The 23884-nt window shown below is 34.2% G+C and carries 25 protein-coding genes; 10 read left to right on the plus strand and 15 right to left on the minus strand.

Features of this window, described 5'->3' with window-relative positions:
* Positions 1–46 precede the first annotated feature (46 nt).
* The 9 genes from fabF to AB671_RS15005 all read right to left on the minus strand — a co-directional run bounded on the left by fabF (position 47) and on the right by AB671_RS15005 (position 9460).
* On the minus strand, positions 47–1288 hold the full coding sequence (fabF, locus tag AB671_RS14965) for a beta-ketoacyl-ACP synthase II (protein WP_066676429.1): 1242 nt from the start codon (positions 1286–1288) through the stop codon (positions 47–49).
* An 88-nt stretch (positions 1289–1376) separates the two neighbouring features.
* Positions 1377–1802 carry a PaaI family thioesterase gene (locus tag AB671_RS14970; RefSeq protein WP_066676431.1) on the minus strand — a complete coding sequence of 142 codons (426 nt, stop codon included), beginning with the start codon at positions 1800–1802 and terminating at the stop codon, positions 1377–1379.
* A gap of 9 nt (positions 1803–1811) precedes the next feature.
* A complete protein-coding gene (locus AB671_RS14975; protein WP_066676432.1) occupies positions 1812–2417 on the minus strand; it encodes a TetR/AcrR family transcriptional regulator in 606 nt (201 codons plus the stop codon).
* A 214-nt stretch (positions 2418–2631) separates the two neighbouring features.
* Entirely contained in the window at positions 2632–3051 is a 420-nt protein-coding gene (locus tag AB671_RS14980; protein WP_066676433.1) for an OsmC family protein, read from the minus strand.
* A 158-nt stretch (positions 3052–3209) separates the two neighbouring features.
* Positions 3210–5903, minus strand: coding sequence for a TonB-dependent receptor domain-containing protein (locus tag AB671_RS14985; RefSeq protein ID WP_066676435.1), 2694 nt, complete (start codon positions 5901–5903; stop codon positions 3210–3212).
* Between the two features lie 109 nt (positions 5904–6012).
* On the minus strand, positions 6013–6375 hold the full coding sequence (locus AB671_RS14990) for a hypothetical protein (protein WP_066676436.1): 363 nt from the start codon (positions 6373–6375) through the stop codon (positions 6013–6015).
* A 22-nt stretch (positions 6376–6397) separates the two neighbouring features.
* Complete coding sequence (locus AB671_RS14995) at positions 6398–7030, minus strand: hypothetical protein (RefSeq protein WP_066676437.1); 633 nt, start codon at positions 7028–7030, stop codon at positions 6398–6400.
* Positions 7031–7189: 159 nt separating this feature from the next.
* Entirely contained in the window at positions 7190–7876 is a 687-nt protein-coding gene (locus AB671_RS15000; protein WP_066676439.1) for a response regulator transcription factor, read from the minus strand.
* Between the two features lie 36 nt (positions 7877–7912).
* Positions 7913–9460: a sensor histidine kinase gene (locus AB671_RS15005; RefSeq protein ID WP_066676443.1), complete on the minus strand. Its 1548-nt coding sequence runs from the start codon at positions 9458–9460 to the stop codon at positions 7913–7915.
* Between the two features lie 180 nt (positions 9461–9640).
* On the opposite strand from AB671_RS15005, the gene AB671_RS15010 reads away from it, so the two are divergent.
* Complete coding sequence (locus AB671_RS15010; protein ID WP_066676572.1) at positions 9641–10156, plus strand: SRPBCC domain-containing protein; 516 nt, start codon at positions 9641–9643, stop codon at positions 10154–10156.
* Positions 10157–10298: 142 nt separating this feature from the next.
* Here the strand turns inward: AB671_RS15010 and AB671_RS15015 are convergent, their stop codons facing one another.
* The 5 genes from AB671_RS15015 to AB671_RS15035 form a co-directional block, all read right to left on the minus strand.
* Positions 10299–10640 carry a hypothetical protein gene (locus AB671_RS15015; RefSeq protein WP_066676445.1) on the minus strand — a complete coding sequence of 114 codons (342 nt, stop codon included), beginning with the start codon at positions 10638–10640 and terminating at the stop codon, positions 10299–10301.
* Positions 10641–10680: 40 nt separating this feature from the next.
* Positions 10681–11040, minus strand: a complete 360-nt coding sequence (locus AB671_RS15020; protein WP_228390898.1) for a four helix bundle protein — start codon at positions 11038–11040, stop codon at positions 10681–10683.
* A 10-nt stretch (positions 11041–11050) separates the two neighbouring features.
* Positions 11051–13096: a S9 family peptidase gene (locus AB671_RS15025; RefSeq protein ID WP_066676449.1), complete on the minus strand. Its 2046-nt coding sequence runs from the start codon at positions 13094–13096 to the stop codon at positions 11051–11053.
* A gap of 91 nt (positions 13097–13187) precedes the next feature.
* Positions 13188–13928, minus strand: coding sequence for a uroporphyrinogen-III synthase (locus AB671_RS15030; RefSeq protein ID WP_066676574.1), 741 nt, complete (start codon positions 13926–13928; stop codon positions 13188–13190).
* 12 nt (positions 13929–13940) lie between these two features.
* A complete protein-coding gene (locus AB671_RS15035; RefSeq protein WP_066676452.1) occupies positions 13941–14609 on the minus strand; it encodes a DUF4271 domain-containing protein in 669 nt (222 codons plus the stop codon).
* Between the two features lie 76 nt (positions 14610–14685).
* Here AB671_RS15035 and AB671_RS15040 point away from each other — a divergent pair, with 76 nt between their 5' ends.
* The 4 genes from AB671_RS15040 (at position 14686) to AB671_RS15055 (ending at position 18129) form a co-directional block, all read left to right on the plus strand.
* Positions 14686–15402 (plus strand): polyprenol monophosphomannose synthase, encoded by a 717-nt coding sequence (locus tag AB671_RS15040; RefSeq protein WP_066676454.1) that lies wholly within the window; start codon positions 14686–14688, stop codon positions 15400–15402.
* Positions 15399–15773 carry a DUF4296 domain-containing protein gene (locus AB671_RS15045; RefSeq protein WP_066676456.1) on the plus strand — a complete coding sequence of 125 codons (375 nt, stop codon included), beginning with the start codon at positions 15399–15401 and terminating at the stop codon, positions 15771–15773. The genes AB671_RS15040 and AB671_RS15045 overlap by 4 nt, the downstream gene beginning before the upstream one ends.
* Positions 15774–15814: 41 nt before the next feature.
* Entirely contained in the window at positions 15815–16945 is a 1131-nt protein-coding gene (gene tgt / locus AB671_RS15050) for a tRNA guanosine(34) transglycosylase Tgt (RefSeq protein WP_066676458.1), read from the plus strand.
* Positions 16946–17016: 71 nt separating this feature from the next.
* Positions 17017–18129 carry an LptF/LptG family permease gene (locus AB671_RS15055; RefSeq protein WP_066676460.1) on the plus strand — a complete coding sequence of 371 codons (1113 nt, stop codon included), beginning with the start codon at positions 17017–17019 and terminating at the stop codon, positions 18127–18129.
* Here AB671_RS15055 and AB671_RS15060 read toward each other — a convergent pair.
* A complete protein-coding gene (locus tag AB671_RS15060) occupies positions 18123–18839 on the minus strand; it encodes a biotin--[acetyl-CoA-carboxylase] ligase (protein ID WP_066676462.1) in 717 nt (238 codons plus the stop codon). The genes AB671_RS15055 and AB671_RS15060 overlap by 7 nt on opposite strands.
* Before the next feature lie 86 nt (positions 18840–18925).
* Here AB671_RS15060 and rsfS point away from each other — a divergent pair, with 86 nt between their 5' ends.
* The 5 genes from rsfS to AB671_RS15085 all read left to right on the plus strand — a co-directional run bounded on the left by rsfS (position 18926) and on the right by AB671_RS15085 (position 23652).
* The gene (rsfS, locus tag AB671_RS15065) at positions 18926–19294 is read left to right on the plus strand and encodes a ribosome silencing factor (RefSeq protein WP_066676464.1); all 369 of its coding nucleotides are present in this window, start codon (positions 18926–18928) and stop codon (positions 19292–19294) included.
* A 16-nt stretch (positions 19295–19310) separates the two neighbouring features.
* A complete protein-coding gene (gene ftsH / locus AB671_RS15070; RefSeq protein WP_066676466.1) occupies positions 19311–21320 on the plus strand; it encodes an ATP-dependent zinc metalloprotease FtsH in 2010 nt (669 codons plus the stop codon).
* A gap of 137 nt (positions 21321–21457) precedes the next feature.
* On the plus strand, positions 21458–22039 hold the full coding sequence (locus tag AB671_RS15075) for an LUD domain-containing protein (RefSeq protein WP_066676468.1): 582 nt from the start codon (positions 21458–21460) through the stop codon (positions 22037–22039).
* Between the two features lie 23 nt (positions 22040–22062).
* Positions 22063–22935 (plus strand): phosphatidate cytidylyltransferase, encoded by an 873-nt coding sequence (locus AB671_RS15080; protein WP_066676470.1) that lies wholly within the window; start codon positions 22063–22065, stop codon positions 22933–22935.
* Positions 22936–22998: 63 nt separating this feature from the next.
* Positions 22999–23652, plus strand: coding sequence for a phosphatidylserine decarboxylase family protein (locus tag AB671_RS15085; RefSeq protein WP_066676471.1), 654 nt, complete (start codon positions 22999–23001; stop codon positions 23650–23652).
* The last annotated feature ends 232 nt before the right edge of the window (positions 23653–23884 follow it).

Raw genomic sequence — 23884 nt, forward strand, 5'->3', positions numbered from 1 at the left:
TAATAATCTTAATTACTTAACTAAATCTTAATGGTTTAAATTAAGTCTATGAAAATTTCTTAAACACCAAAGTAGCATTATGTCCTCCAAAGCCGAAGGCGTTACTTAATGCAAATTGAATATTCTTTTCTTTTGCTTCACCAAAAATAATATTTACATCTTTTGGAATGTTTTCATCAATCTTATGAAGATTGATAGTTGGCGGAATAATTCCTTTTTCAATCGCTTTAATCGAAAGAATAGCTTCTGCTGCTCCTGCTGCTCCCAATAAGTGACCCGTCATTGATTTTGTTGCACTTAGATCAAGGTTTTTACTTCCTTTAAATAATTTGCTGATTCCTTTTAGCTCGACCAAATCTCCAAGTGGAGTAGAGGTTGCGTGAGGATTGAGGTAATCAATATCTTCAACGTTTGCTCCGGCTTCATGTAATGCCAATTGCATTGCTTTTATTGCCCCAACTCCGTCAGGATGAGGTGCTGTCATATGATACGCATCGGCAGTCATTGCTGCTCCTACCAATTCTGCATATATTTTTGCACCTCTTGCTTTTGCGTGCTCATATTCTTCTAAAACCAAAGCTCCGGCTCCTTCTCCCATTACAAAACCGTCTCGGTTTTCATCGTAAGGTCGGCTTGCTGTAGCAAAATCATCATTTCTTGTAGACATTGCTTTCATTACAGAAAACCCACCAACTGAAGCGGGCGTAATTGCTGCTTCCGAGCCACCGCTGATAATTACTTTAGCTTTTCCTAAACGGATATAATTAAACGCATCCATCAAAGCGGTATTTCCTGTTGCGCAAGCAGAAATTGTTGTGTAATTAATTCCCTGAAGGCCAAACTTCATAGAAATCATTCCCGAAGCCATATTGGCGATAAATTTTGGAACGAAGAAAGGGTTGAATCTCGGATTCTGATCATTAGCTGCAAAATTCATGACCTCACTTTCGAAAGTCCACATTCCGCCTTGTCCGGTTCCCCAGATTACGCCTGTGTCAAAAGGATCCATTTTTTCAAATTCCAATCCTGAATCGTTTATTGCTTCTGCAGATGAATACATTGCGTACTGAGAAAACAGGTCGCTTCTTTTTATTTCGTTGTGATTTAAATATACCTTTGGGTCAAAGTTTTTTACTTCACATGCAAAGTGTACTTTAAATTTTTCGGTATCGAAGTGAGTGATTTTATTTGCTCCGCTTACTCCGTTGATGCTGTTTTGCCAGAATTCTTCAACATTATTTCCTAAAGGCGTTACTGCGCCCAATCCTGTAATGACAACTCTTTTCATAGATGGCTGTATATATTTTTTAAGTCATTTAAAATCACAATTTTTACTGTTTCACTTATAAAGATATTCAGTATTGGCGATTTTATATTTAGTTATTAATTTTAAATAGATTTGAGGTTCCTCTTGCGATAAGTCTTGTTTTATCTGCGTTCCAAATTTCACATTGTGCGTTCACAAACTGCTTTCCTCTTTTAATGATTTTCGTTTCGGCTACAATAATATCGTTTTCTTTTGCTGTTGAAAAATAATCGATGCTGTTGTTGACAGTTACAATAAAATTTTTTTCATTTAAAGAAAACATGGTTGCTCCAATAATATCATCCATAATTGCTGCCGCTACGCCACCGTGCATATTTCCCATCGGGTTTAGCCATTCTTCTCTTACGGTGTACTGAAATTCAATTTGACCTTCTTCTGCCGAAATCACAACCGGATTCAGCCATCTCATAAAAGGAGAAGGGGATTCCGTAAACTCTTTTCCGATAAATGATTGTAATGCCTTTAACTTATCCATAACATTTATTTATAAAGGATTTTTTTTAATTTCTTCGTTGATGAGTACTAAAATTCGGTCTAAAGCAAGGTTTAAATGCTTCTCGTCGCCTGTTGTTTTTGAAAGCAAAATTCCACCTTCAATAAGAATAATGAAAAGCGAAGCGTATTGCTCTGGATCTATTTCCTGTGTGAATTCATTATTGGTCTGTCCGGTTTTGATAATTTTAGAAATAGTTTCTGTCCAATCTTGAAAAGATAATTTCACCTGATTATTCAATGCGGGGAAAGTGTCGTCAGATTCTGTAGCAGCATTCATTAACGGACAACCACCGTGTAGAAAAACCAACTGCCAGTTTTTTCTGTAAAATGTTACAAAAGCGTATAGTTTATCAGACATCGTTGGAAATTCTTCACTGAATGATCTCATTAAACTTTTTTTGAGAATTCCCGAATTGTATTTGTAAACTTCGAGTGATACTTCGTCTTTGTTTTCAAAATTTCCGTAGATGCTGCCTTTGGTGAGCCCTGTTGCTTCCGTAATATCCGATAAAGAAGTAGCGGTATAACCTTTGGTATTAAACAAAGTTGCCGTTTTCTCGATAATGAATTGTTTAGTCTTTTCTGCTTTTGACATCTTCAAAAATCAACAGACAAATATACAAAAATATACCAATCGGTATATTTTATTTTTTCATTTAAATTAAATTGTGAGATTTGTTTAATTTGAAGGACTGAAACCTGAGGTTTTGGCTAAAGCCAAATAGAGTTTGATTAAATTAAAAAACGGGCTTTAGCCCGTTTTTATTGATGATATAAGATTCCTGTGGAATGAAAAAGTATGTTTTAGCTCAGTTAATCAAACTAGCATTCAAACTAATTTCAAAGCTGAACGCCTGGCTTACAGGGCAGCCTTCTTCTGCTATTTTAGCATATTTTTGAAAATCTTCTTCAGAAATTCCCGGAATTTTTGCCGTTAAAGTCAATTCAGATTTAGTGATTTTTCCCACACTTGGATCTAGTGTAATTACTGATTTTGTGGTTAATTCTTCAGGATTGAAACCTGCCTGAGTTAATTCTGCACTCAGTTTCATGGTGAAACATCCTGCATGAGCTGCTGCTAATAATTCTTCGGGGTTTGTTCCTACTCCTTCTTCGAAACGGCTTCCGAAAGAATATTGAGTTTGGTTTAAAGTGGTGCTTTGAGTTGTGATATGGCCTTTTCCTTCTTTTACGGTACCGTTCCAAACGGCTGTTGCATTTCGTTTCATGTTAAAATTTTGATATTTAAGTTGAATTTAAAGATACAAAAAAGCATGATTTCATAATCATTAAATTATTGAAACCATGCTTTTTTTAATTTGAGAGTTTTAAAATGAGCTCATTTGAAAATTATACAAATTTCTCAATTTCAACTTTAGCCTCAACCTTAAAATGTTACATCAAACCCAACATAAAAGTTAGCTTTCATAATTGGAGCATACACCATTCCACCATCAAAATAATTTCCAAAAGGATTTTTAAAATCCATGATTGCTTTTTCCTGATGATAAGAAGTTAGGTTTTCACCTCCTAAATAAGCTCTTAATTTTTTATTGAAATTTCTAGAAATCTGTGCATTCAAAACCGCATAAGATTCAGAATACATCGGCAATTGAAATTCTGTAGGGTTAGTTGATGTATTGGGAAGTCTTTGTTTTCCTACCCAATTCAATGTAGTATCAAAACTCCAGAATCCTTCGTTTTTATTTTTGTTGGTGGCATACGCCAAGTTTACGAAACCTCTGTGTTTTGCCATGAAAGGAACTTCACGTCTTCCATCCAAATAATCAGCCTGTACGTCATAGTATTTATAAGCCAATCTTACATCAAAATTCTTGAAAGGGGTGAAATCCCACTGCGTCTGAAATGAGTTGGCAAAAGATTTCCCATCAAGATTATAAAACGTTAATTGCTGAGGTGAACGATCAAGATCTACCAAAACCTGATCTTGGAAATCTGTTCTGAAAAAATCAGCAACAATAGTAGATTTTTTCCCGAAAATTTTAAATTCCTGCTGTAAGCTCACTCCGTAATTCCAAGCAATTTCTGGTCTTAAACCATAAATGTCTCCACCGTTTTGTAAAATCTGAATGTTTCTGTTGGATGCAAAATATTGCTGACTTTCTGCAAAAACATTCGCTGTTCTGAAACCTCTTCCCGCAGAAATTCTAAAAATAGTTTGCGGAGTAAAGTCATATTTAAAATTCAATCTCGGTGTGAACTGTGTTCCTGCCAAGTTGTGAAAATCGGCTCTTGCTCCTGCAACCAAAGTATATTTTAAGCCTGTCAAAGTATATTCAGCAAAAATTCCAGGAACAATTTCGTTTCTTTTAAAGTTATCAACTAAATAATTTTCTTCATAACCATCGTATAAGAAACTCGCTCCAGCTTTATATTTATGATTGGTATTTCCTAAAATACTTTCAAAGATCAAATTAGAATAATAAGTGTGTTGCTGTCCGGAATAATTTCTCAAACCGAAAAAGCTGTCTTGTTGATGATACACATATTGATTCATCCAGCCTAAGCTTTGATAAGGTTTTCCTTTAAAAACATAACCCGTTTTGTTCCAAACCTGAAATCTTGAAATGTCAATTCCAACACCGTAAAGTGACTGCTCCTTTTGAGAAAGCTTTTTATCAAATCCTATTTGTCCTGCAGTTCGTTCATCTTTAATGAAATTAATTCCGAAATGCGATCCAAAACCAGAACGCTCCAAATCGTTATAATTCAATAAATAAGCTGCATTGATTTGAGTTCCTTTCGGACGATCAAGAAAATTGTCATCATTCATGTCGGTATCTCCGAAGGTTCCGTTTCCGTGAAGGAGAAAAGTTTGAGACCATTTATCATTGATTGCTGCTACGTGCGTAACGTTTGCTTCAGCTCTTCCGTTGAAATCGGCAAAAAGGTTTAATGACGTTTCAGGTGTTTTAGCATTCTTAATAAGTTCTGTATTGATTTGACCGGTAATACTCTCATAACCGTTTGTTACCGTGCTTCCTCCTTTTGTCAGCTGAATGCTTTCGATCCATCTTCCTGGAATAAAATTCAATCCGTAAGCGGAAGCCAAGCCTCTGATCTCTGGTAGTAATTCTTTCGTTAAACTCGTGTATTTTTGGTCTAAACCTAACATTTTAAGCTGTTTCGTTCCCGTTACAGCATTGCTGAAAGAAACATCAACAGTTGCATTAGTTTCAAAACTTTCAGACAAATTACAACAAGCAGCTTTTAAAAGTTCTTTAGAATCGATATTAAATACCAATCCAGCTTCTTTTTTACTGATAGAAGTTGCTGCTTTTGATGCAGTGATCGTTACTCCTTCTATGTTTTTCTCACCAGTTGCATGAGAACTGTGGCTGGAAGCTTCAATGTTAGCTTGTTTTTCTGCAAACTCCTTTTCTGTTTCGTTAGAATGGACTTTTTCGTTTTTTTCTCCAAACTCAATATCACGGTCGTAAAGACAACATCCCGGAAGCTGCTTGTAAACATCATCCGTTGTTTTATACTTTTCATTATCATGACCTACTTCTGCGATTTTTTTAAGAATTTGATCGGCAGATGTTTTAGATGAGTCAAAGTTTAAAGTTACTGTTTGCTTTTCAGCGCTCCATTCCGCAGAGTTTGCTCCTGCAGATTTTGCTGCTTTTTCTATTCTTGCTTTACAAGATTCGCAATTACCTTTCACAAAAAATTCATTTTCACCTTTAGCGTGATTGTGATTTTCTACCTTTGAATTTTCTGTTTTTAAGTCTCTGTCGTAATGACAACATCCCGGAAGTTTCTCATATGTTTCATTAGGAGCTTTGAACTTTTCGTTATCATGACCAGCTTCTGCAACTTTTTTTAAAACTTCTTCGGGTGAAACTTTTTCTGAGGTTTCTATGGTAAGAGTCTGCGAATCTATGGAATACTGTGCTGATCTTGCACCAGCTTTTTTAGCCGTTGTTTCTATTCTCTCTTTACACATCTCGCAGTTTCCTTTTACCTGAAACTGGTTTTTAGAAAGATTTTGAGCTGATACAAATGTTGCGAATAGTAAGAATGCGCCAAGGATTACCTTGGTAAAATATAATTTCATTTTGTTTAAAATTTAGATTAATTGAATTAATGTGACATTCTAACAATGCAATCGTGTAACAATCATTGGAAGATTGATAAATTGATACATCGTTAAATTAATTTTTTAATTAACCTAGTTTAGGCGGTTGCCAGATTTCTTTTAAACCGTTTGAAATATAAGGATCAGCGTACTGAACCTGAATTTTTGAGATTGTTTTGAATGAAGAGATTTCTGAAATACTATTTTTCGTAAGATTATTTTCTACGAAAGTATTACAGGTCATACAAAACGAACAGCAATCGTCGTTGCATGATTTGTGGTCGCTGTTGCTATTTTTAGAATCATGATTGTCATGACTCTTTTCACAACATGATTTTTTAGATTCAGCCTTACAGCAGGTTTCCTGTGACGCCTGAGCATAGAAATTATCTTTAGGAATCAGAAAAATTCCCAAGCAAAAGATAATTAATAATAGCTGAATCGGTTTCACAGTGCAAATTTACAAAAAATAATTAAAGTGCAGCGCCTACTTGTTTTGCACAGTCATGCCAAGGTTGGCCATGCGCAGGATTATTCTTTGGTTTTGGTCCTGTATTGGCAACTACCGGTTGCGGAGTTGGAGCTGGTTGTGGAGCTTGTACTTGTGCTGGAGTGTTATTCTGAGCAGTAGGCTTGCTGTTTAAAGGCTGTCCAACAGCAATATCACATCTATGGCCAGGTTCTCCGTGTGGAGGGTTCATTCCTGGAGCAGTTTTCACAGGTTGACCATTTTGAGTAGGCGTTACTTTCGTTGGCTTTACAGAGTTTGGGTCAATCTGAATGGGGCTATTGCCATTCACCTGAATGGCTTGAGGTGCAGAGTTTTGAGCTGAAGGTGCACCATTTAAAGGCTGCCCCACAGGAATTTCACATTTGTGACCTGGTTGCCCATGTGGAGGATTCATTCCTGGTGCAGTAACCATCGTTGAACCATTAGAGGTTTTTATTCCTGCCTGATCGATTAATGAGGGTTTTGCATTGGTATTCATCGCAACATTTGGTTGCTGAGTTCCGTTCTCTTCTTTTAAATATGTTGGTTTTTCGTCTTTTTTACATGAAACTGCAACTAAAGAAGTTGCTAAAAGGGCAAAAAGTAAATTTTTCATAAGTATATTTCTATTTTTTAGGCCAATGATTGATGTTTGTATTTACTTTAGTTTAAGCTTACAATTTTACATTAAAAAATGCCCTGAAAAACAAAATTAGCAAAACATTTTGAATTGTTTTGCTAATTTTTGATTTTATATCGTTAATTTAACGTTCGTTTAGTTCTTAACCAAAAGTCTGAAACCTTCACCGTGTACATTGATAATTTCTAAACCTTCATCGTCTTTCAGAAGTTTTCTAAGTTTAGCAATATAAACGTCCATACTTCTTGCGGTAAAATAGTTTTCTTTTTTCCAGATTTTTCTTAATGCTAAATCTCTAGGCATAAAGTCGTTTCTGTGAAGACAAAGCAATTTTAAAAGTTCATTTTCTTTAGGAGAAAGTTTGTATTCGTTATCACCAACTCTCAATTGTCTCAGCATAGAATCAAAGAAAATATTGCTGATTTTAAATTGTTCTTGTTCTTCGTTTTCTAAAGTAGAGCTTCTCTGAAGAATTGCTTTTATTTTATATAAAAGTAATTCAGTATCAAATGGTTTTGTGATGTAGTCATCTGCCCCCAATTGATAACCTTTCAGAATGTCTTCTCTCATATTTCTTGCGGTCAAGAAGATGATTGGTGTATTTTTATCGATTTTTTTTACATCTTCTGCTAATGAGAAACCGTCTTTTTTAGGCATCATTACGTCAAAAATGCAAATGTCAAATTCACTTTCTGTAAATTCTTTTAATCCTTGCTCGCCATCTATGGCAAGGGTCACTTCAAAATTGTTTATCGTAAGATAATCTTTCAGTACGGCACCGAAACTCTGATCGTCTTCTACTAATAATATTCTGTTGCTCATATGTTTTTATATTTTATTATTCGTTTAAAATTATTTTTATGCCATTGGAAGTTTGATGATAAACTTACTTCCTCTATCTTTTTCAGAATCTACAATGATCTGTCCTTTGTGTAGTTCTACAATTTTCTTTACATAGGAAAGTCCGAGGCCTTGTCCTTTTACATTATGAATATTTCCGGTTTCTTCTCTGAAGAATTTTTCGAAAATTTTGGTTTTGTTATGGGTTTCCATTCCCATTCCCTTATCTGAAATCTCTAACACGTACCAATTTCCTTCATTCTTAGTTTTAATACTTATCTCTGGCGCTTCCGGAGAGTATTTGTTTGCATTGTCCAAAAGATTCACCAACATATTCGAAATATGAAATTCATCAATCTTAAAAGTAAAATGAGTGGCATTAAATTCCTGAATAAGCTTTCCGTTTCTCTGCTGAATAATCAGATTAAATGACTCTGTCGTCTTTTTTATCAATTCTCTTACGTTCGTCTCTTTTAAGAACAATTCTACTTCATTTCGTTCCAATTTAGACATATTCAGGATGTTTTCTACCTGCTTTTTCATCCTCAGATTCTCCTGTTTGATGAGCTGCGAATAATATTTTACCTTATCTGGATTGGTTGCAATTTTGTCATTTGCCAAAGAGTCTGTGGCTACTGAAATTGTTGCCAATGGAGTCTTGAATTCATGAGACATATTGTTGATGAAATCAGTTTTTACTTCTGCCAGTTTTTTCTGTCTCATCATATAATTAATGGAAATGATATAAATTCCTAAAATCGTCAAAAGTGAAAGAAAAGTTCCCAAAAGCATTGGCCAGTTATTCATCGCCAAAGAATATTCTTTTTTAGGAAAAACTAAGGCCAAAGTGTATAATGTTCTATCTTTTGTATCTGTAAATAAAGGATAAGTATAAGAATTGGTATCTTTTTTCTCTTTAAAAACTTTATTGAAAATCGGAGTAAGTTTATTATTTTTATCTGAAACTCCGTATCCAAAATCAGCGGTAATTCCTTTCATTCTAAGTTCTTTGGTAATGACAGAATCTAGAATTTTGGGGTCAACTCTTTTGCTGAGCGGTAAATTGTTTCCATTTACCTTTAAAAATTCTTTAAAATTATAATCACCGCTTTCAATATCTCGATTGATTTCCGAAGTCAGTAATTCGCGTCGTGAAGTATCTCTTTTTATGGTATATGCATCGTCGTCAGTATACATTTTTGTCAAGAGAAGAGAATCGCCTCTTTTTGAAATGGGTAGCTGTTGAGTCTCAATAATATTTCTGTAGTAAACGATTGATTTTTGAGTTCCAGAATCCTGCGTTTGCTGAATTGTGGTAAGCGATGGCTTTTTGCTGTTTGCCTTTACATTATCTCTTAAATTTGCGTAATTCTCATTAAAAAGCTTATCTACTTCAATTTCTGCAATGTTTTTGGAAGTATTTTCCAAAGCGGAATAAACTTTGTTAGAAAACTCTTGTTCCAAAGCAACATAATAATTTTTAAGCCAATAAAACTGCAGCGTGACAAAAACAATAAGGGAGATTGTCATAAAAACCGAGATTATCGGGATGAATTTGTTATTCATTGCATTGGAAAATTAAAGTTATGAATGTTAAAATTACTCATTTTAAGATTTGATAAACAAAAAATGCGCCAAAATATTGTTTAATTTTTCTTAAAAGTAAAGGTTTTAACATTTTATTATAAATTTATACTCAATTCCTTAAAGGAACTTATGATAATTATTAACCAAACCAAAATAACTATGAGCTCAAAAATTGTTTTTAATCATGATTTTCATACAAAAAGTATTTATGTAATGAAGGTCTATTCTGCCGAAATTTCGGAAGTATGGGAGTATTTTACAAAACCCGAACTTCTCGATTTGTGGTGGGCGCCAAAACCCTGGAAATGTGAAACCGATAAATTAAATTTTGAAGAAGGCGGAGTCTGGTTATATTCTATGAATGGACCAGAAGGAGAGAAAATATTTTCACTGGTTAAATATGGTAAAATAGATGAGCATAGAAGTGTCGACGGTATTGATGCTTTTTGTGATGCTAATGGGAATGTAGACGAGAGATTTCCGCAAACGCAATGGCTGATTGGTTTTACAGGAATTGAACAGGGAACAAAAGTTTCTCTCAACATTCATTTTAATTCTGAAGATGATATGAAAAAACAATTGGAAATGGGATTTGAAGAAGGTTTTAAAATGGGTTTAAACCAACTGGAAGAAATCTTTAATAATCTGAAAAAGCGTGATAATGTATTGATTTGAAAATTATTTTTTTAATTTGAATAAAAAACTTCTCGATACAATCTTTCAAAATTTACTTGAAGTAATGATGCGTAAAAAAAATGGAAAGTAAAACTTACTTTCCATTTTTATATAATTAATCAATTTTCAAATTATCTCATTTTCAAATTAATTCTTCATCCTGAAAATACTGAATAATAGCCTTTTTCATCAGGATTTGTTGTTCGTTCGGTTTCAGTTCCGGAAGTTTTTCCGTTTCCTCAAAGTGAGGGTAACCGTCGTCGTCGTAATGTGAAAATTTAAAATATCCGAAAGGCTCCAGCAAACGACAAACGGCAATGTGAAGGATGTTTAGTTTATCGTCTTTGGTATATTTTTGTTGTCCGCTTCCCAGTTCCTGTATGCCGATTAAGAATAGGTAAGTCTCAATCGGGGCATTTTTTTCGGTATCAAAATTTTCAATAAAAAATTGTTCTATTTTTTGCCAAATTTCACTTTCTGTCATAATTTATAAATGATAAATAATAGTTGATCAATGATAAAGATTAATCCTTTAGCATTTTACGATACGAAGAAGTCGTTTTCAGAACTTCCTCTGTTTTGATTTTTAAATCTAATAAGATGTCGTTTTGAACATAGTTTAATTTTTCAAGCATTTCAAGCCAAAATAAAGTTTCGTCGGTTTCTTCAATAACGATGGATAGTTTTGAAAAGCGTTCAGCTTTTGATCTTGCTCTACATCTTGCTCTGTAATTTGCAGCCATTGATGTAGATGATCGATATACTTGCTTTCTTATTACAGAAAAGGCTTCATTATAAGGAAGTTTTGAAAATTCCTTAATAATGCTGATCGCAATTTGTTTTGTTTTTATTGCGAAAACCTTATTGTAATCTAAATTATCCATCATTTATAAATTATCGCTTATCATTTATCATTAGTAGAAATGCATATTCCAATGCGTCTTCTTTTAATGATTCAAATCTTCCGCTTGCGCCACCGTGTCCTGAGCTCATGTCGGTTTTAAAAATTAAAAGATTGTTGTCCGTTTTTAATTCTCTCAGTTTTGCGGTCCATTTTGCAGGTTCCCAATATTGTACCTGAGAATCGTGAAAACCAGTTGTAATCAATGTGTGCGGATAATCTTTTGCTTCAACATTATCATACGGCGAATACTCTTTCATGTAATGATAATATTCTTCATCATTCGGATTTCCCCATTCGTCGTATTCTCCGGTTGTTAAAGGGATTGTCTCGTCCAACATCGTAGAAACTACATCTACAAAAGGAACCTGCGCTACAATTCCGTTGAATAGAGTAGGTTCGTAATTCATCACAGCTCCTACTAATAATCCTCCTGCGCTTCCGCCCATTGCATACAAATGCTTTGAAGAAGTGTAATTTTCTTTAATTAAATGTTTCCCAGCATCAATAAAATCGAAGAATGTATTTTTCTTAAACAGCATTTTTCCGTCTTCATACCATTCTCTTCCAAGATACTCACCACCACGAATATGAGCAATTGCATAAATAAATCCTCTGTCTAGAATTGATAATCTCACATTTGAAAAGCTTGCGTCAACTGTATGACCATAACTTCCATAACCGTACAAAAGAACCGGAGTTTCTGCAGATTTTTTAGTGTCTCTATGATAAACTAAAGAAATAGGGATTTGTTCTTCGCCATCTCTTGAGTCTGCCCAGATTCTTTCAGAAATATAATTTTCAGGGAAAAATTTTCCACCCAAAACTTCTTGCTGTTTCAGGAGTTTGGAGGTCTTATCTTTTAAATTATATTCGTAAGTCGAATTTGGCTGTGTTAAAGAAGTGTAGCCATAACGCAAAACTTCGGTATCAAATTCTAAATTAGTTCCAATATAAGCGGTATATGTTGGGTCTGAAAAAGGTAAATAATAAGATTCCTGATTTTTTTCGTCGATGATTTTTATTTGCAATAAACCTTCTTCTCTTTCTTCAAGAATTAAATAATTTTTAAAAATTTCAAAACCTTCCAGTAAAACTTCTTCACGGTGAGGAATTACATCTACCCAATTTTCCATTCCGCAGTTGTCTATTTTTGCTTTTACAATTTTAAAATTGGTAGCATCGTCTGCATTGGTAATGATGTAAAATTCGTCTTCATAGTGTTCTACAGCGTATTCCAAATCATCTATTCTTGGTTGAATAACTTTCCATTCTGCAAAAACATTATTGGCGGGAATAAAATGATGCTCATCTGAAATGGTGCTTGAACTTGCCATGAAAATATATTCCATAGACTTTGTCTTGAAAACATTCACATCAAAGGTCTCGTCTTCTTCGTGGAAGATTAAAATATCTTCCGAAGTATCAGTTCCTAATTTATGTCTATAAACTTGATAAGCTCTTAAACTTTCATCTTTTCTGATGTAGAAAACGTGCTCGTTATCATTTGCCCAAACCGCTTTTCCGGTAGTGTTTTCAATTTTATCAGAAAGAATTTTATTGGTTTTTAAATCTTTAAAATTTAAAGTATAAATTCTTCTCCCGACATTATCTGACGAAAATGACGCTAATTTATTATTAGGACTTACCGCAACATTGGCAACTTCAAAAAAATCTTCTCCTTCTGCAAGAATGTTGACATCAAGAACGATTTCTTCTTCGTTTTCTAACGTTTTATATTTCCTGCAAAAAATCGGGTATTCTTTTCCTTCTTCATAACGCACGATATACCAATATTCATTAAAGAAATAAGGCAAAGATTCGTCATCTTTTTTATAACGAGCTTTCATTTCCTGAAAAAGCTCTTCCTGAAATTCTTCAGAATCTTTCATGACAAAATCTGCGTAGGCATTTTCTTCTTCAAGATATTTTATGACTTCCGGATTTTCTTTTTCATTCATCCAGAAATAGTTGTCAATTCTTCTGTCGCCGTGTATTTCGAGTGTTTTTTCTATTTTTTTTGCCTTTGGAGCTTCCATCTAATGTTAATTCTTGTTCAAATTTAATTAAAAAAAAGCCATCTTTCCTTTTTCTCGGAAAGACGGCTGATTTTATTGGTGTAATTAAAGTCTATTTGTGAAGAGCTTTAATAAATTTTTCCAATGCCATTGTCATTGAAGGTGTTTCTTTTGTTGGAGCCATTAAGTTTATTGTTAATCCTGCTTCTTCTGCCGCAGCTGAAGTTGTGGGTCCGAAAACTCCTATTTTAGTATCTTCCTGTTTAAACTCAGGAAAGTTTTGCTGTAGAGATTTTATTCCTTGTGGACTGAAGAAAATCAACATGTCATAATCTGCAATGTTAATGTCTGTCAAATCACTGCAAACCGTTCTGTACATAATTGCTCTTGTCCAGTCTACATTAGAAGCTTCCATTGTTTTTACAATATCAGGACTTAAAACGTCTGATGAAGGCAATAAGTATTTTTCAGAAGGAAATTTTTTGAAAAGAGGTAAAAGGTCAGCAAAGTTTTTTTCACCAAAGCTGATTTTTCTCTTCCTATATACAATGTGCTTCTGAAGATAGTTGGCAATTGCTTCAGACTGACAAATATATCTCATTGTGTCTGGTACGGCAAATCTTAAATCTTCAGCAAGTCTGAAATAGTGATCTATTGCATTTTTGCTGGTGAAAATAATACCTGTATATTGTGTAAGGTCTATTTTCTGTGTTCTAAGTTCTTTGTTATCTACTCCTTCGACGTGGATAAAAGGGCGGAAGTCAATTTTTATTTTTTCCTTCTTCGCTATTTCCAGATATGGAGAAGACTCACTAGGCGCTGGTTGAGAAACCAATATTGACTTTATTCTCATCATGTACTTTTATTAAATAAATAATAACTTCCAAAGCATCAACAGAGGTGCAATTTGGAGGGTGCAAATATACAAAAATTTATAATACCATTTTTCGGGTAAGATGTTGTTTCTGTGAAACAAATAGAAAAACACCTTGAAAATGAATACAAAAGAAAAAAAATAAATATAATAAATAAATGCGCTATTTCTGTCAATTGGGAAGTAATAGTGGGTTATACATAAAATAATCAGTAAAACTGAAAGGATAAAATGGAATTTTGTGGAGGTAAAATAAAAAATACTCCATTTTTTGCCGTCGCCTATCGCTTGATAAAATAAAAAGCCTAATGCAGTTCTTATTAAATAAAAAAGTGAAATGATAATTGCGGTATAACCTATTTTATTGAGCTGATATCCAAAAGGTTGAAAATCGGCAACGTATTTCGGGATAATCGGGACGTATTGAGAAATAAGAACGCTTAAACTTAAAGCGGTAACAAGCGAAGTAATGATCCAGCTTGGAAGATTATTGCTGGAATCGTAATATTTCTGCAGAAGAAAATCTTTAAGATTGGCTTCTCGCTCTATCACATTCATCATAAAAATGTATAAAAAAAGACACCCGATAAGGATAAAAACTACCCAATCGTTATTTTCGGGTATTCTTACTTCGTTTTGAAAAGTTTGTAATAATGGCAAAGGAAATTTTTTGCAAAATTATCGATTATTTTGTATAAAATAAAAAACTTAAATAAACTATCTTTGCAAATTGATAATGAAAAAACTCGTCATAATTCCGACCTATAACGAAAAGGAGAATATAGAAAATATAATTTCCGCTGTTTTTGCATTGGAAGAAGAGTTTCACGTCTTGGTAGTAGACGATTCTTCACCAGATAAAACGGCAGACATCGTAAAAGAACTTCAAAAAAAGTTTCCCCACACACTTCACCTTTCGATAAGACATATTAAAGATGGCTTAGGAAAGGCATATATTCATGGCTTTAAATGGGCACTTCAAAACAATTATGATTACATTTTTGAGATGGATGCAGATTTTTCTCATGACCCGAAAGACTTACCAAAACTTTTCGAAGCCTGCAAAAATGCAGACATGGCTGTTGGTTCGCGCTATTCTAAAGGAGTGAATGTTGTCAACTGGCCTATGGGAAGGGTTCTGCTTTCTTATTTTGCTTCTAAATATGTGAGATTTATTTTAGGTCTTCCTATTCATGATACTACTGCCGGTTTTGTATGTTTCTCAAGAAAAACTTTAGAAGAAATAGGCTTGGATAATGTACGATTGAAAGGATATGGTTTCCAGATTGAAATGAAATTCAGGGCTTTCAAAAAAGGATACAAAATTGTAGAGGTTCCAATTATTTTTACCAACAGAATTTTAGGTGAAAGTAAAATGAATGGTGGAATCATTCATGAAGCCGTGTTTGGTGTTTTAAATTTAAAATGGAAATCAATAATCAATAGATTATGAAAAAACTGTTCTTCATTTTTATTTTAACAGCTCTGTTTTCGTGCAACGAGTACATCGATAAACCAAAAAATCTTATCGGAAAAACTGAGATGGCGGAAATTATCGCTGATTTGGCGATTAATGACCAGGTTATTTTTTTGTATCCTAAAACCAATCTAGAAAGTGGTACACGATTTATTCTGAAAAATCATCAGGTGAAGAACGAAGACTTTCTTGCAAGCTATCGATATTATATCATTAAACAGAAAATGAAGGGGATTGTAGAAGATGCACAGAAAATTATTATAGAAAAAGATCCGAAGTCTGAAAAAAAAATAAAAGGTGATATTAAGCCAGGTAATTTAGAATTACCAAAACCAGAAAGACAATAATGAAGTAATGCTTTCTTGTAAAGCAGTTAAAATGTATAAGAATGAATTTTTTTAATATAGAAAAAACCTCAGAAAGCAAAGCAAGAGCAGGAGTTTTAACGACCGATCACGGAACTGTTCAAACACCAATTTTCATGCCTGTAGGAACTGTAGCAAGTGTAAAAACAGTTCACCAAAGAGAAATAAAAGATGATATTAAAGCTCAGATTATTTTGGGAAATACGTATCACCTTTATCTTCGTCCGGGAATGGAGGTGATGGAAGCTGCAGGAGGTTTGCATAAATTTATGAATTGGGATCTTCCAATTCTTACCGATTCTGGAGGTTTTCAGGTGTTCTCTCTTTCAGGAAGCAGAAAAATGTCTGAAGAAGGGGTGAAATTCAAATCTCATATCGACGGAAGTTATCATTTGTTTACTCCTGAAAAATCAATGGAAATTCAAAGACAGATTGGAGCAGATATTTTCATGGCATTTGATGAATGTGTTGCATATCCAGCGCACTATAATCAAGTGAAAAAATCGATGGAAATGACGCATCGTTGGCTAAAAAGATGTATCGACTGGAATGAGCAAAATCCTGAATTATACGGTTATAAGCAAAGATTTTTTCCGATAGTTCAAGGGTCTACGTATTCAGATTTAAGGAAAATTTCAGCAGAAGTTATTTCAGAAGCAGGAGCAGAAGGAAATGCCATTGGCGGACTTTCTGTAGGTGAACCCGAAGAAGAATTGTATAGAATTACCGATGAGGTAACCGATATTTTACCGAAAGACAAGCCAAGATATTTGATGGGAGTAGGAACTCCTTGGAATATTTTGGAATCAATCGGTTTGGGGATCGATATGATGGATTGTGTGATGCCGACTAGAAACGCAAGAAATGGAATGCTTTTCACTTGGCAAGGCGTAATCAATATGAAAAACGAAAAATGGAAGAAAGATTTTTCTCCGTTAGACGAGTTTGGGACAAGTTTTGTAGATCAGGAATACTCCAAGGCTTATGTGCGTCATTTATTTGTGTCTAAAGAATATTTGGCTAAACAAATTGCGTCGATACACAATCTTGCATTTTACTTAGATTTAGTAAAAGTAGCAAGAGAGCATATCTTGGCGGGAGATTTTTACCAATGGAAAGATTCTGTGATCCCTGTATTGAGACAAAGACTTTAGAAATAAAAAATAGAAGTCATAAAAGTTGATTTTAAAGTAGAAAGGAGCTATTTCAAAAAAAATAAATAAAAATGCTTAAAATAGTAGACGGATATATCGTAAAAAAATACCTTGGAACTTTTAGTTTCATGTTGATATTGTTGTCTATTGTGGTTTTGGTAATCGATGTTCAGCAGAAAATTCCCAGAATAGAAAAAGCAACTGAGATTGATCCCAAACTAGATTTAACCTATTTTCTTATTCACTTTTATCCTTACTGGATCATTAATCTGGTGATCACCTTCTTGGCGATTCTTGTTTTTATATCGGTAATTTACTTTACTTCAAGAATGGCCAATAATACCGAAATTGTCGCCATTATAAGCAGTGGCGCCAGTTTTCACAGATTTGCAAGGCCATATTTGTTAACTTCTCTGCTTATTGCTACAATTTCTTTAACGGTGAATCATTTCGTTTTGCCTTGGGCGAATGTTAAGAAAAATCAGCTAGAAGCTTATACTTATAATGCCGCTGCTAAAGAGAAAATTCTTGGAACGGCTCCTGTTTCGGCTCAGCTCAGCAAAACGGAATATATTTTTATTAACTCCTGGAATAAAAGAGAAAAAAGAGGCTACGGATTTCTGTACCAGAAGTTTGATAAAGACCGAAAACTTATTTATGAACTTAAAGCAACTGATGTCATTTGGCAACAAGATAAAAAAAGTTTTTTGCTGAATAGCTATTTAGAAAAAACAATCAATAAAGATGATTCAGAGAAACTTGGACAAGGTTTTGAGTTGAAAAAAAATTATGGACAAGATCCGGAAGAGCTGTTCCCAAACGAGCTTTTAGGTCAAAATAAAGTAACTCCGGAGCTTATAAAATTCATTGAGCGTGAAAAGGATAAAGGAAACAGTAACCTAAATTCTCACCTGAACGAATTGCATCAGCGTACTTCAATGCCTGTTTCTATTATTATTTTGACATTTTTGGCGCTTTCTCTTTCATCACAAAAGAAAAGAGGAGGTTTAGGAATTAATCTAGCGATTGGTATTTCTTTGGCATTCGTATTTGTATTCTCTTTTGAGGCTTTAAAAGTGGTCTCGGAGAACAAAAGTATGTCACCTGCATTAGCGATGTGGTTTCCAAATATTATATTCTTCCCGATTACTTTGTTTTTATATCTAAAAAGAGCCAATCAATAAAGCAGTTTGATCTCTTTATGGTAAAAAGATCTTAATCCAGATCCCTCCAAATCAATCCAGATTTCACCATTTTCATCTGCATTTCTAATGATGCCATTTTGTCGTGTTTTATCTAATTCGAAAACTGAAATCTCATCTTTTTTGAATAGGTTAGAATTAAATTGATCCAAAATTTCATCATCGCCAGGAATATGAGTGAGTTTTTCAATTAAGAATGAATGTAGATCTTCTGTAAATTGATTTAAATTAAATCTTTCTCCGGTTTGCGTAAAAAGGGAGCCTGCATTAGAAATTTCATCAAATTTTTCCTGTAAAATGTTGATTCCGATTCCGATAATGAAATAATTTTCCTGATTAATCTTTTTCTTTTCAATCAATATCCCAACTACTTTTTTGTTTTTAATGATAATATCGTTTGGCCATTTTATTTTTACTATCTTTTCAGTCAGATTGGCAAGATAATCTTGTACAGCGATTGCGGTATAATAATTGAACATAAAATGGGAGTGATTAATGCAAGAGGTTTTTATAGCCAATGTATAAGCAAGATTCTGTTCTGCTGCTGATGCCCAGGAGTTTCCGTACTGTCCCCTCCCTTTTATTTGATTAAATGTATAAAGACCAACAAAATTTGATTGTGGATAAAGTAAAACTTCAGTTATTTCGTCATTAGTAGAAGAACACGCATTGCGGTAAAATAGCTCACTCATTTAAGAAAACTTTAAGACATTAAAAGGCTAAAAGTAAGGCTAAAGTAAAAGAAAAACAATAAATTTGCAGATTATAGTATATTTTAATGAATAAAACAGCAGAAAAGCAGGCGCTAATAGATAAAATTGTAGAGGCAATTCAAGACGTAAAAGGTGAAGATATTATGATCTTTGATCTTACTTCAATAGAAAACTCAGTTGCAGAAACGTTTATAATTTGTAGCGGAAACTCAAATACACAAGTTTCGGCATTAGCAGGAAGTGTAGAAAAAAAAGTAAGAAACGATCTCCAAGACAGACCTTGGCATGTGGAGGGTACCGAAAACTCAATGTGGGTATTGGTAGATTACGTTTCTGTGGTAGTGCATATTTTCCAAAAAGAAACTCGTGAATATTACGATATCGAAGAGCTTTGGGGAGATGCCAAAATCACAAGGATAGAAAGTGAAGTATAAATTTTAAAAGTAATAAATGAATAATAAAGGATTTAACTGGTTTTTCCCTGTCATAATTATAGCACTTTTGCTATTTTTTGTTGCAAGTTCTATGGGTGACAACAGTGCAAAATCTATTGATGAAGATTCGTTCTTCAACGAGATGCAGGCTGGGAAAATTCAGAAAGTGTTGATAGACAAGCAGAAACAAAACGCTGAAGTTTATTTAACAAAAGCTGCTAAAACAGAAACGGTAAAAACTCAAGAAAAAAGTTCTAATCCGTTCTCGTCATTGGCAATGGCGCCAAAAGCAGATTACACTCTTAAATACGGTGATTTACAGTTGTTTTTGTCGAAATTTGAAACTTTAAAAGCTCAAAATCCTGCATTAAAAACAACTAAAGATTATGCAGAAGGAGAGAGCCCTTTAATGAGCATTCTTATTCAGGCATTAATTTGGATCACAATCTTAGGTCTTTTCTATTTTATTCTTTTCAGAAAAATGGGCGGCGGTGGCGGTCCTGGCGGACAAATTTTCTCTATCGGAAAATCTAAAGCAAAACTTTTTGACGAAAAAGAAAAAATTCAGGTAACATTTAAAGATGTTGCAGGTTTAGAAGGTGCAAAAGAAGAAGTACAGGAAGTAGTAGATTTCTTGAAAAATTCTGAAAAATATACCAAACTGGGAGGTAAAATTCCTAAAGGAGTTCTTTTGGTAGGTCCTCCGGGAACAGGTAAGACCTTGTTGGCGAAAGCTGTTGCAGGGGAAGCTAAAGTTCCTTTCTTCTCATTGTCTGGTTCAGATTTTGTTGAAATGTTTGTAGGGGTAGGTGCTTCAAGAGTAAGAGATTTGTTTGCACAAGCAAGAGCAAAATCTCCGGCAATTATCTTTATTGACGAGATTGATGCTATTGGTAGAGCAAGAGGTAAAAATAATTTCTCTGGTGGAAACGACGAAAGAGAAAATACCCTAAACCAGCTTCTGACAGAAATGGATGGCTTTGGGACTGATGTTAACGTTATCGTAATGGCAGCAACCAACAGAGCAGATATTCTAGATAAAGCATTAATGAGAGCAGGTCGTTTTGACCGTTCGGTTTATGTTGACCTTCCGGAATTACACGAAAGAAGAGAGATTTTTGATGTTCATTTAAAGAAAATCAAATTAGACGATAATATAGACAGAGAGTTTTTATCTAAGCAAACTCCAGGTTTCAGTGGAGCAGATATTGCTAATGTTTGTAACGAAGCAGCACTTATTGCAGCGAGAAACGGCCACGAATCGGTTACTAAACAAGATTTCCTTGATGCAGTAGACAGAATTATCGGTGGTCTTGAAAAGAAAAATATGGCAATCAAGCCTTCTGAGAAAAGAAGAGTGGCCTTCCACGAAGCAGGTCATGCGACAATTTCTTGGTTGGTAGAGCACGCTTCTCCACTTCTTAAAGTAACGATTGTTCCGAGAGGAAGATCTTTAGGAGCAGCTTGGTATCTTCCGGAAGAAAGACAACTGACTACTACAGAGCAGATGCTGGACGAAATGTGTGCTACTTTAGGAGGTAGAGCTGCAGAGCAGGTAATCTTTGATAATATTTCTACAGGTGCACTTTCTGACCTTGAAACGGTGACGAAGAGAGCGCAGGCGATGGTTACCATCTACGGTTTAAGCCCCAATATTGGAAATATTTCTTATTATGACAGTTCAGGTCAGTCTGAGTATAGTTTTGGTAAGCCATATTCTGAAGCTACAGCTTCTAAGATTGATGCTGAAATTAAAGGTATTATCGAAAATCAATACGAAAGAGCAGTAAGAATTCTTACTGAGAATAAAGATAAACTGAATGCTTTAGCAAATAAACTGTTAGAGAAAGAAGTTATCTTCCGTGAAGATCTTGAGGATATTTTCGGCAAAAGAGCTTGGGACCCAGAATTGACAGAAAAACCGGTGACCAATACAATTCCTATTGTTGAAAAAGAAGAAGAGCAACCAAATGAAGAAGTGAAGGATAATGAAATTCAGGCTCCTGAAAGTTCTACTCAAATCTAAAATATCCTAATAGGATTTAACATAACTCCCGGCGAATAATCTATTTGTCGGGTTTTTTGTTATTTAAACTATATTCTTAGATGAATTATAATTATATTTTCTATTTTTGTATATAAGTTGACTAAAAATATACTAAGTTGAGTTTATTTAAAAGAATTGTAAGCAAACTAACCAACCAGCCCGAAGAGGATACGAAGCAGAGCCTGGAAAAGCTTGGAGATTCGCTGAAAAATGCAGATCTCGACTACAAGTTTGCGCAATTATTTACGCACTCTGGTGGTTTTTTCAACTATTGCGCCGATGAAGCTGAAGCATTGCAGACCTTGAACCAGATTTTAAAAATCGAGGGGATTACTTCTGTTTTTTGCTGTGATAAAGATCTTCAGGGTTTTTTGAATGTTATAAAAACAAATAACACTCCCGAGTTGGAATCGAGTAACGATGCCGCTTTTATTTCATGTGAATACCTTATTGCGTACGATGGCAGAATTATGCTTTCGCACAATAATATTCTGCACTATCATTCTTCAAGATTGCCTGGTAAAATTATTATTATGGCAAACGTTTCTCAGATCGTTAATAACCTTAATGACGCAATGGGAAAGATAAAACGTACCGGAAATATCAAAAACCTTACTTCAATCAGCGGAAACCACTCTAAGCTGGATGCTGCTGCAAACAATAACACGAAGCTGTTTTTACTCTTAATTGAGGACTAGCATCGTTTTCTAAATTTTAAATTTTGGACAAAAACCTTATTCAGAGAACGCTTTCAGGGCTGGTGTATGTAGCCGTCATATTCCTTTGTGCAACACCTTTTGGGGCACAGCTTTTAGACTCGGTTTCTCCGGGGCTCGTTCAGCAGCAATATTTGTACTATGGCTTAATAAGCTTTCTTTTGCTGGTTGGAACATGGGAATGCATAAAAATTATGAAATTCGGGAACGGCTACGAAAAGTGGGTTGTTTTTCCATTGGTGATTTTTATTTTCTATGTTTTCTCTAAACGATATTTTCAGCATGGGTTTTATTTTGACTTCAGACTGTCTGAAATCTTAGCGATTTCATTAACTCTTATTGCGGTAATTACTTTATTTAAATTCTCAAACGAACTGTACATCGACAGCGGAAAGCTTATTTTTACTGTTATCTATGTTGCTTTGCCGTTTTCTTTTGCTTTAGGTTTGCCTAAATATTCTTCAATTGAAAATACGTTTTCACTGGAAGTTATTTTCTTGTTTATTTTGATTTGGAGCAGCGATACCTTTGCCTATCTTGTCGGGAAGTTCTTTGGAAAACACAAAATGGCTCCGAAAATTTCGCCTAAAAAAACCTGGGAAGGTTATATCGGTGGCGTTGTTTTAACTTTAGTGCTTTCTTATTTTGTAGAGCAATATCAACCGCAGCTTCGTGGAAACTGGATGGTTGTAGGTTTTCTGATCGCAGCATTTGCGCCTTTAGGAGATTTGGTAGAAAGCCAACTGAAAAGAAATTTTGGAGTAAAAGACAGCGGAAACATCATTCCTGGGCACGGTGGCGTATTAGATAGACTTGATAGTTTTTTAATTTGCGTTCCTGTCGTATATTTGTACTTTATTTTAGAAAAATTTATTTAAACTTATATTATTGTTATACTTCACAATGTGTGTTGACCATAACAAACAACAACTAGTATCATTATGAAATTACATAAAGAGTCGAAAGGAACCATTACGGTAGCATCTATACTTTTTGCAATTATTGCTGCGGCATCTATTTATTTTCTAGAAATGTGGGCGCTTTTAATCATTGTACCATTACTGGTTATTTACAGTTTGGTATTTTGGTTCTTTAGAGTTCCAAACCGTGATATTTTAGATCATGTGGAAAATGTAATTGCTCCGGTTGATGGAAAAGTAGTAATGATCAAAGAGGTAGAAGAAGATGAGTTTATCAAAGGAAAAGCAATTCAGGTTTCTATCTTTATGTCTCCGTTGAATGTTCATATTTGTAGATATCCAGTTTCGGGAGATGTAATTTATAAAAAATACCATCCAGGAAAATATCTAGTTGCATGGCACGAAAAATCGTCTACAGAAAATGAAAGAACGACTGTTGCAGTACAAAGTTTAACCAACCATAAAGTGGTATTCAGACAGATTGCAGGATATGTGGCGAGAAGAATTGTTTTCTATTGTAATCCTGGAGACAACGCAAAAGCCGGCCATGAATTCGGATTCATTAAATTCGGTTCAAGAATGGATGTTTTCTTGCCGCTTGATACCGAGATCATCTGTAAAATAGGGGACATTACCAAAGGTGGAATCGATGTAATCGCTAAAATGAGAGATTAATATTTTAATGAAAATATATAAAGACTGTTTCGAAAGAGACAGTCTTTTTTGTTGTAAGAAAATGTTTAAAAATTAAGTTTATTTTTAACAGTAAGGAATTAAGACCTTTTAGCTTAAAGGGCTTAATAAAAATCAATTCATTGATTTCTTATTTAAATTTAGCTTAATAGACTGAAATTCTTAATGTTCAAAAAAAGAATAAACAAAGTTTATTTTAATTTAGAAATCGAAG

The sequence above is a fragment of the Chryseobacterium sp. BGARF1 genome, from assembly GCF_001677955.1.
Lineage (GTDB): Bacteria > Bacteroidota > Bacteroidia > Flavobacteriales > Weeksellaceae > Chryseobacterium.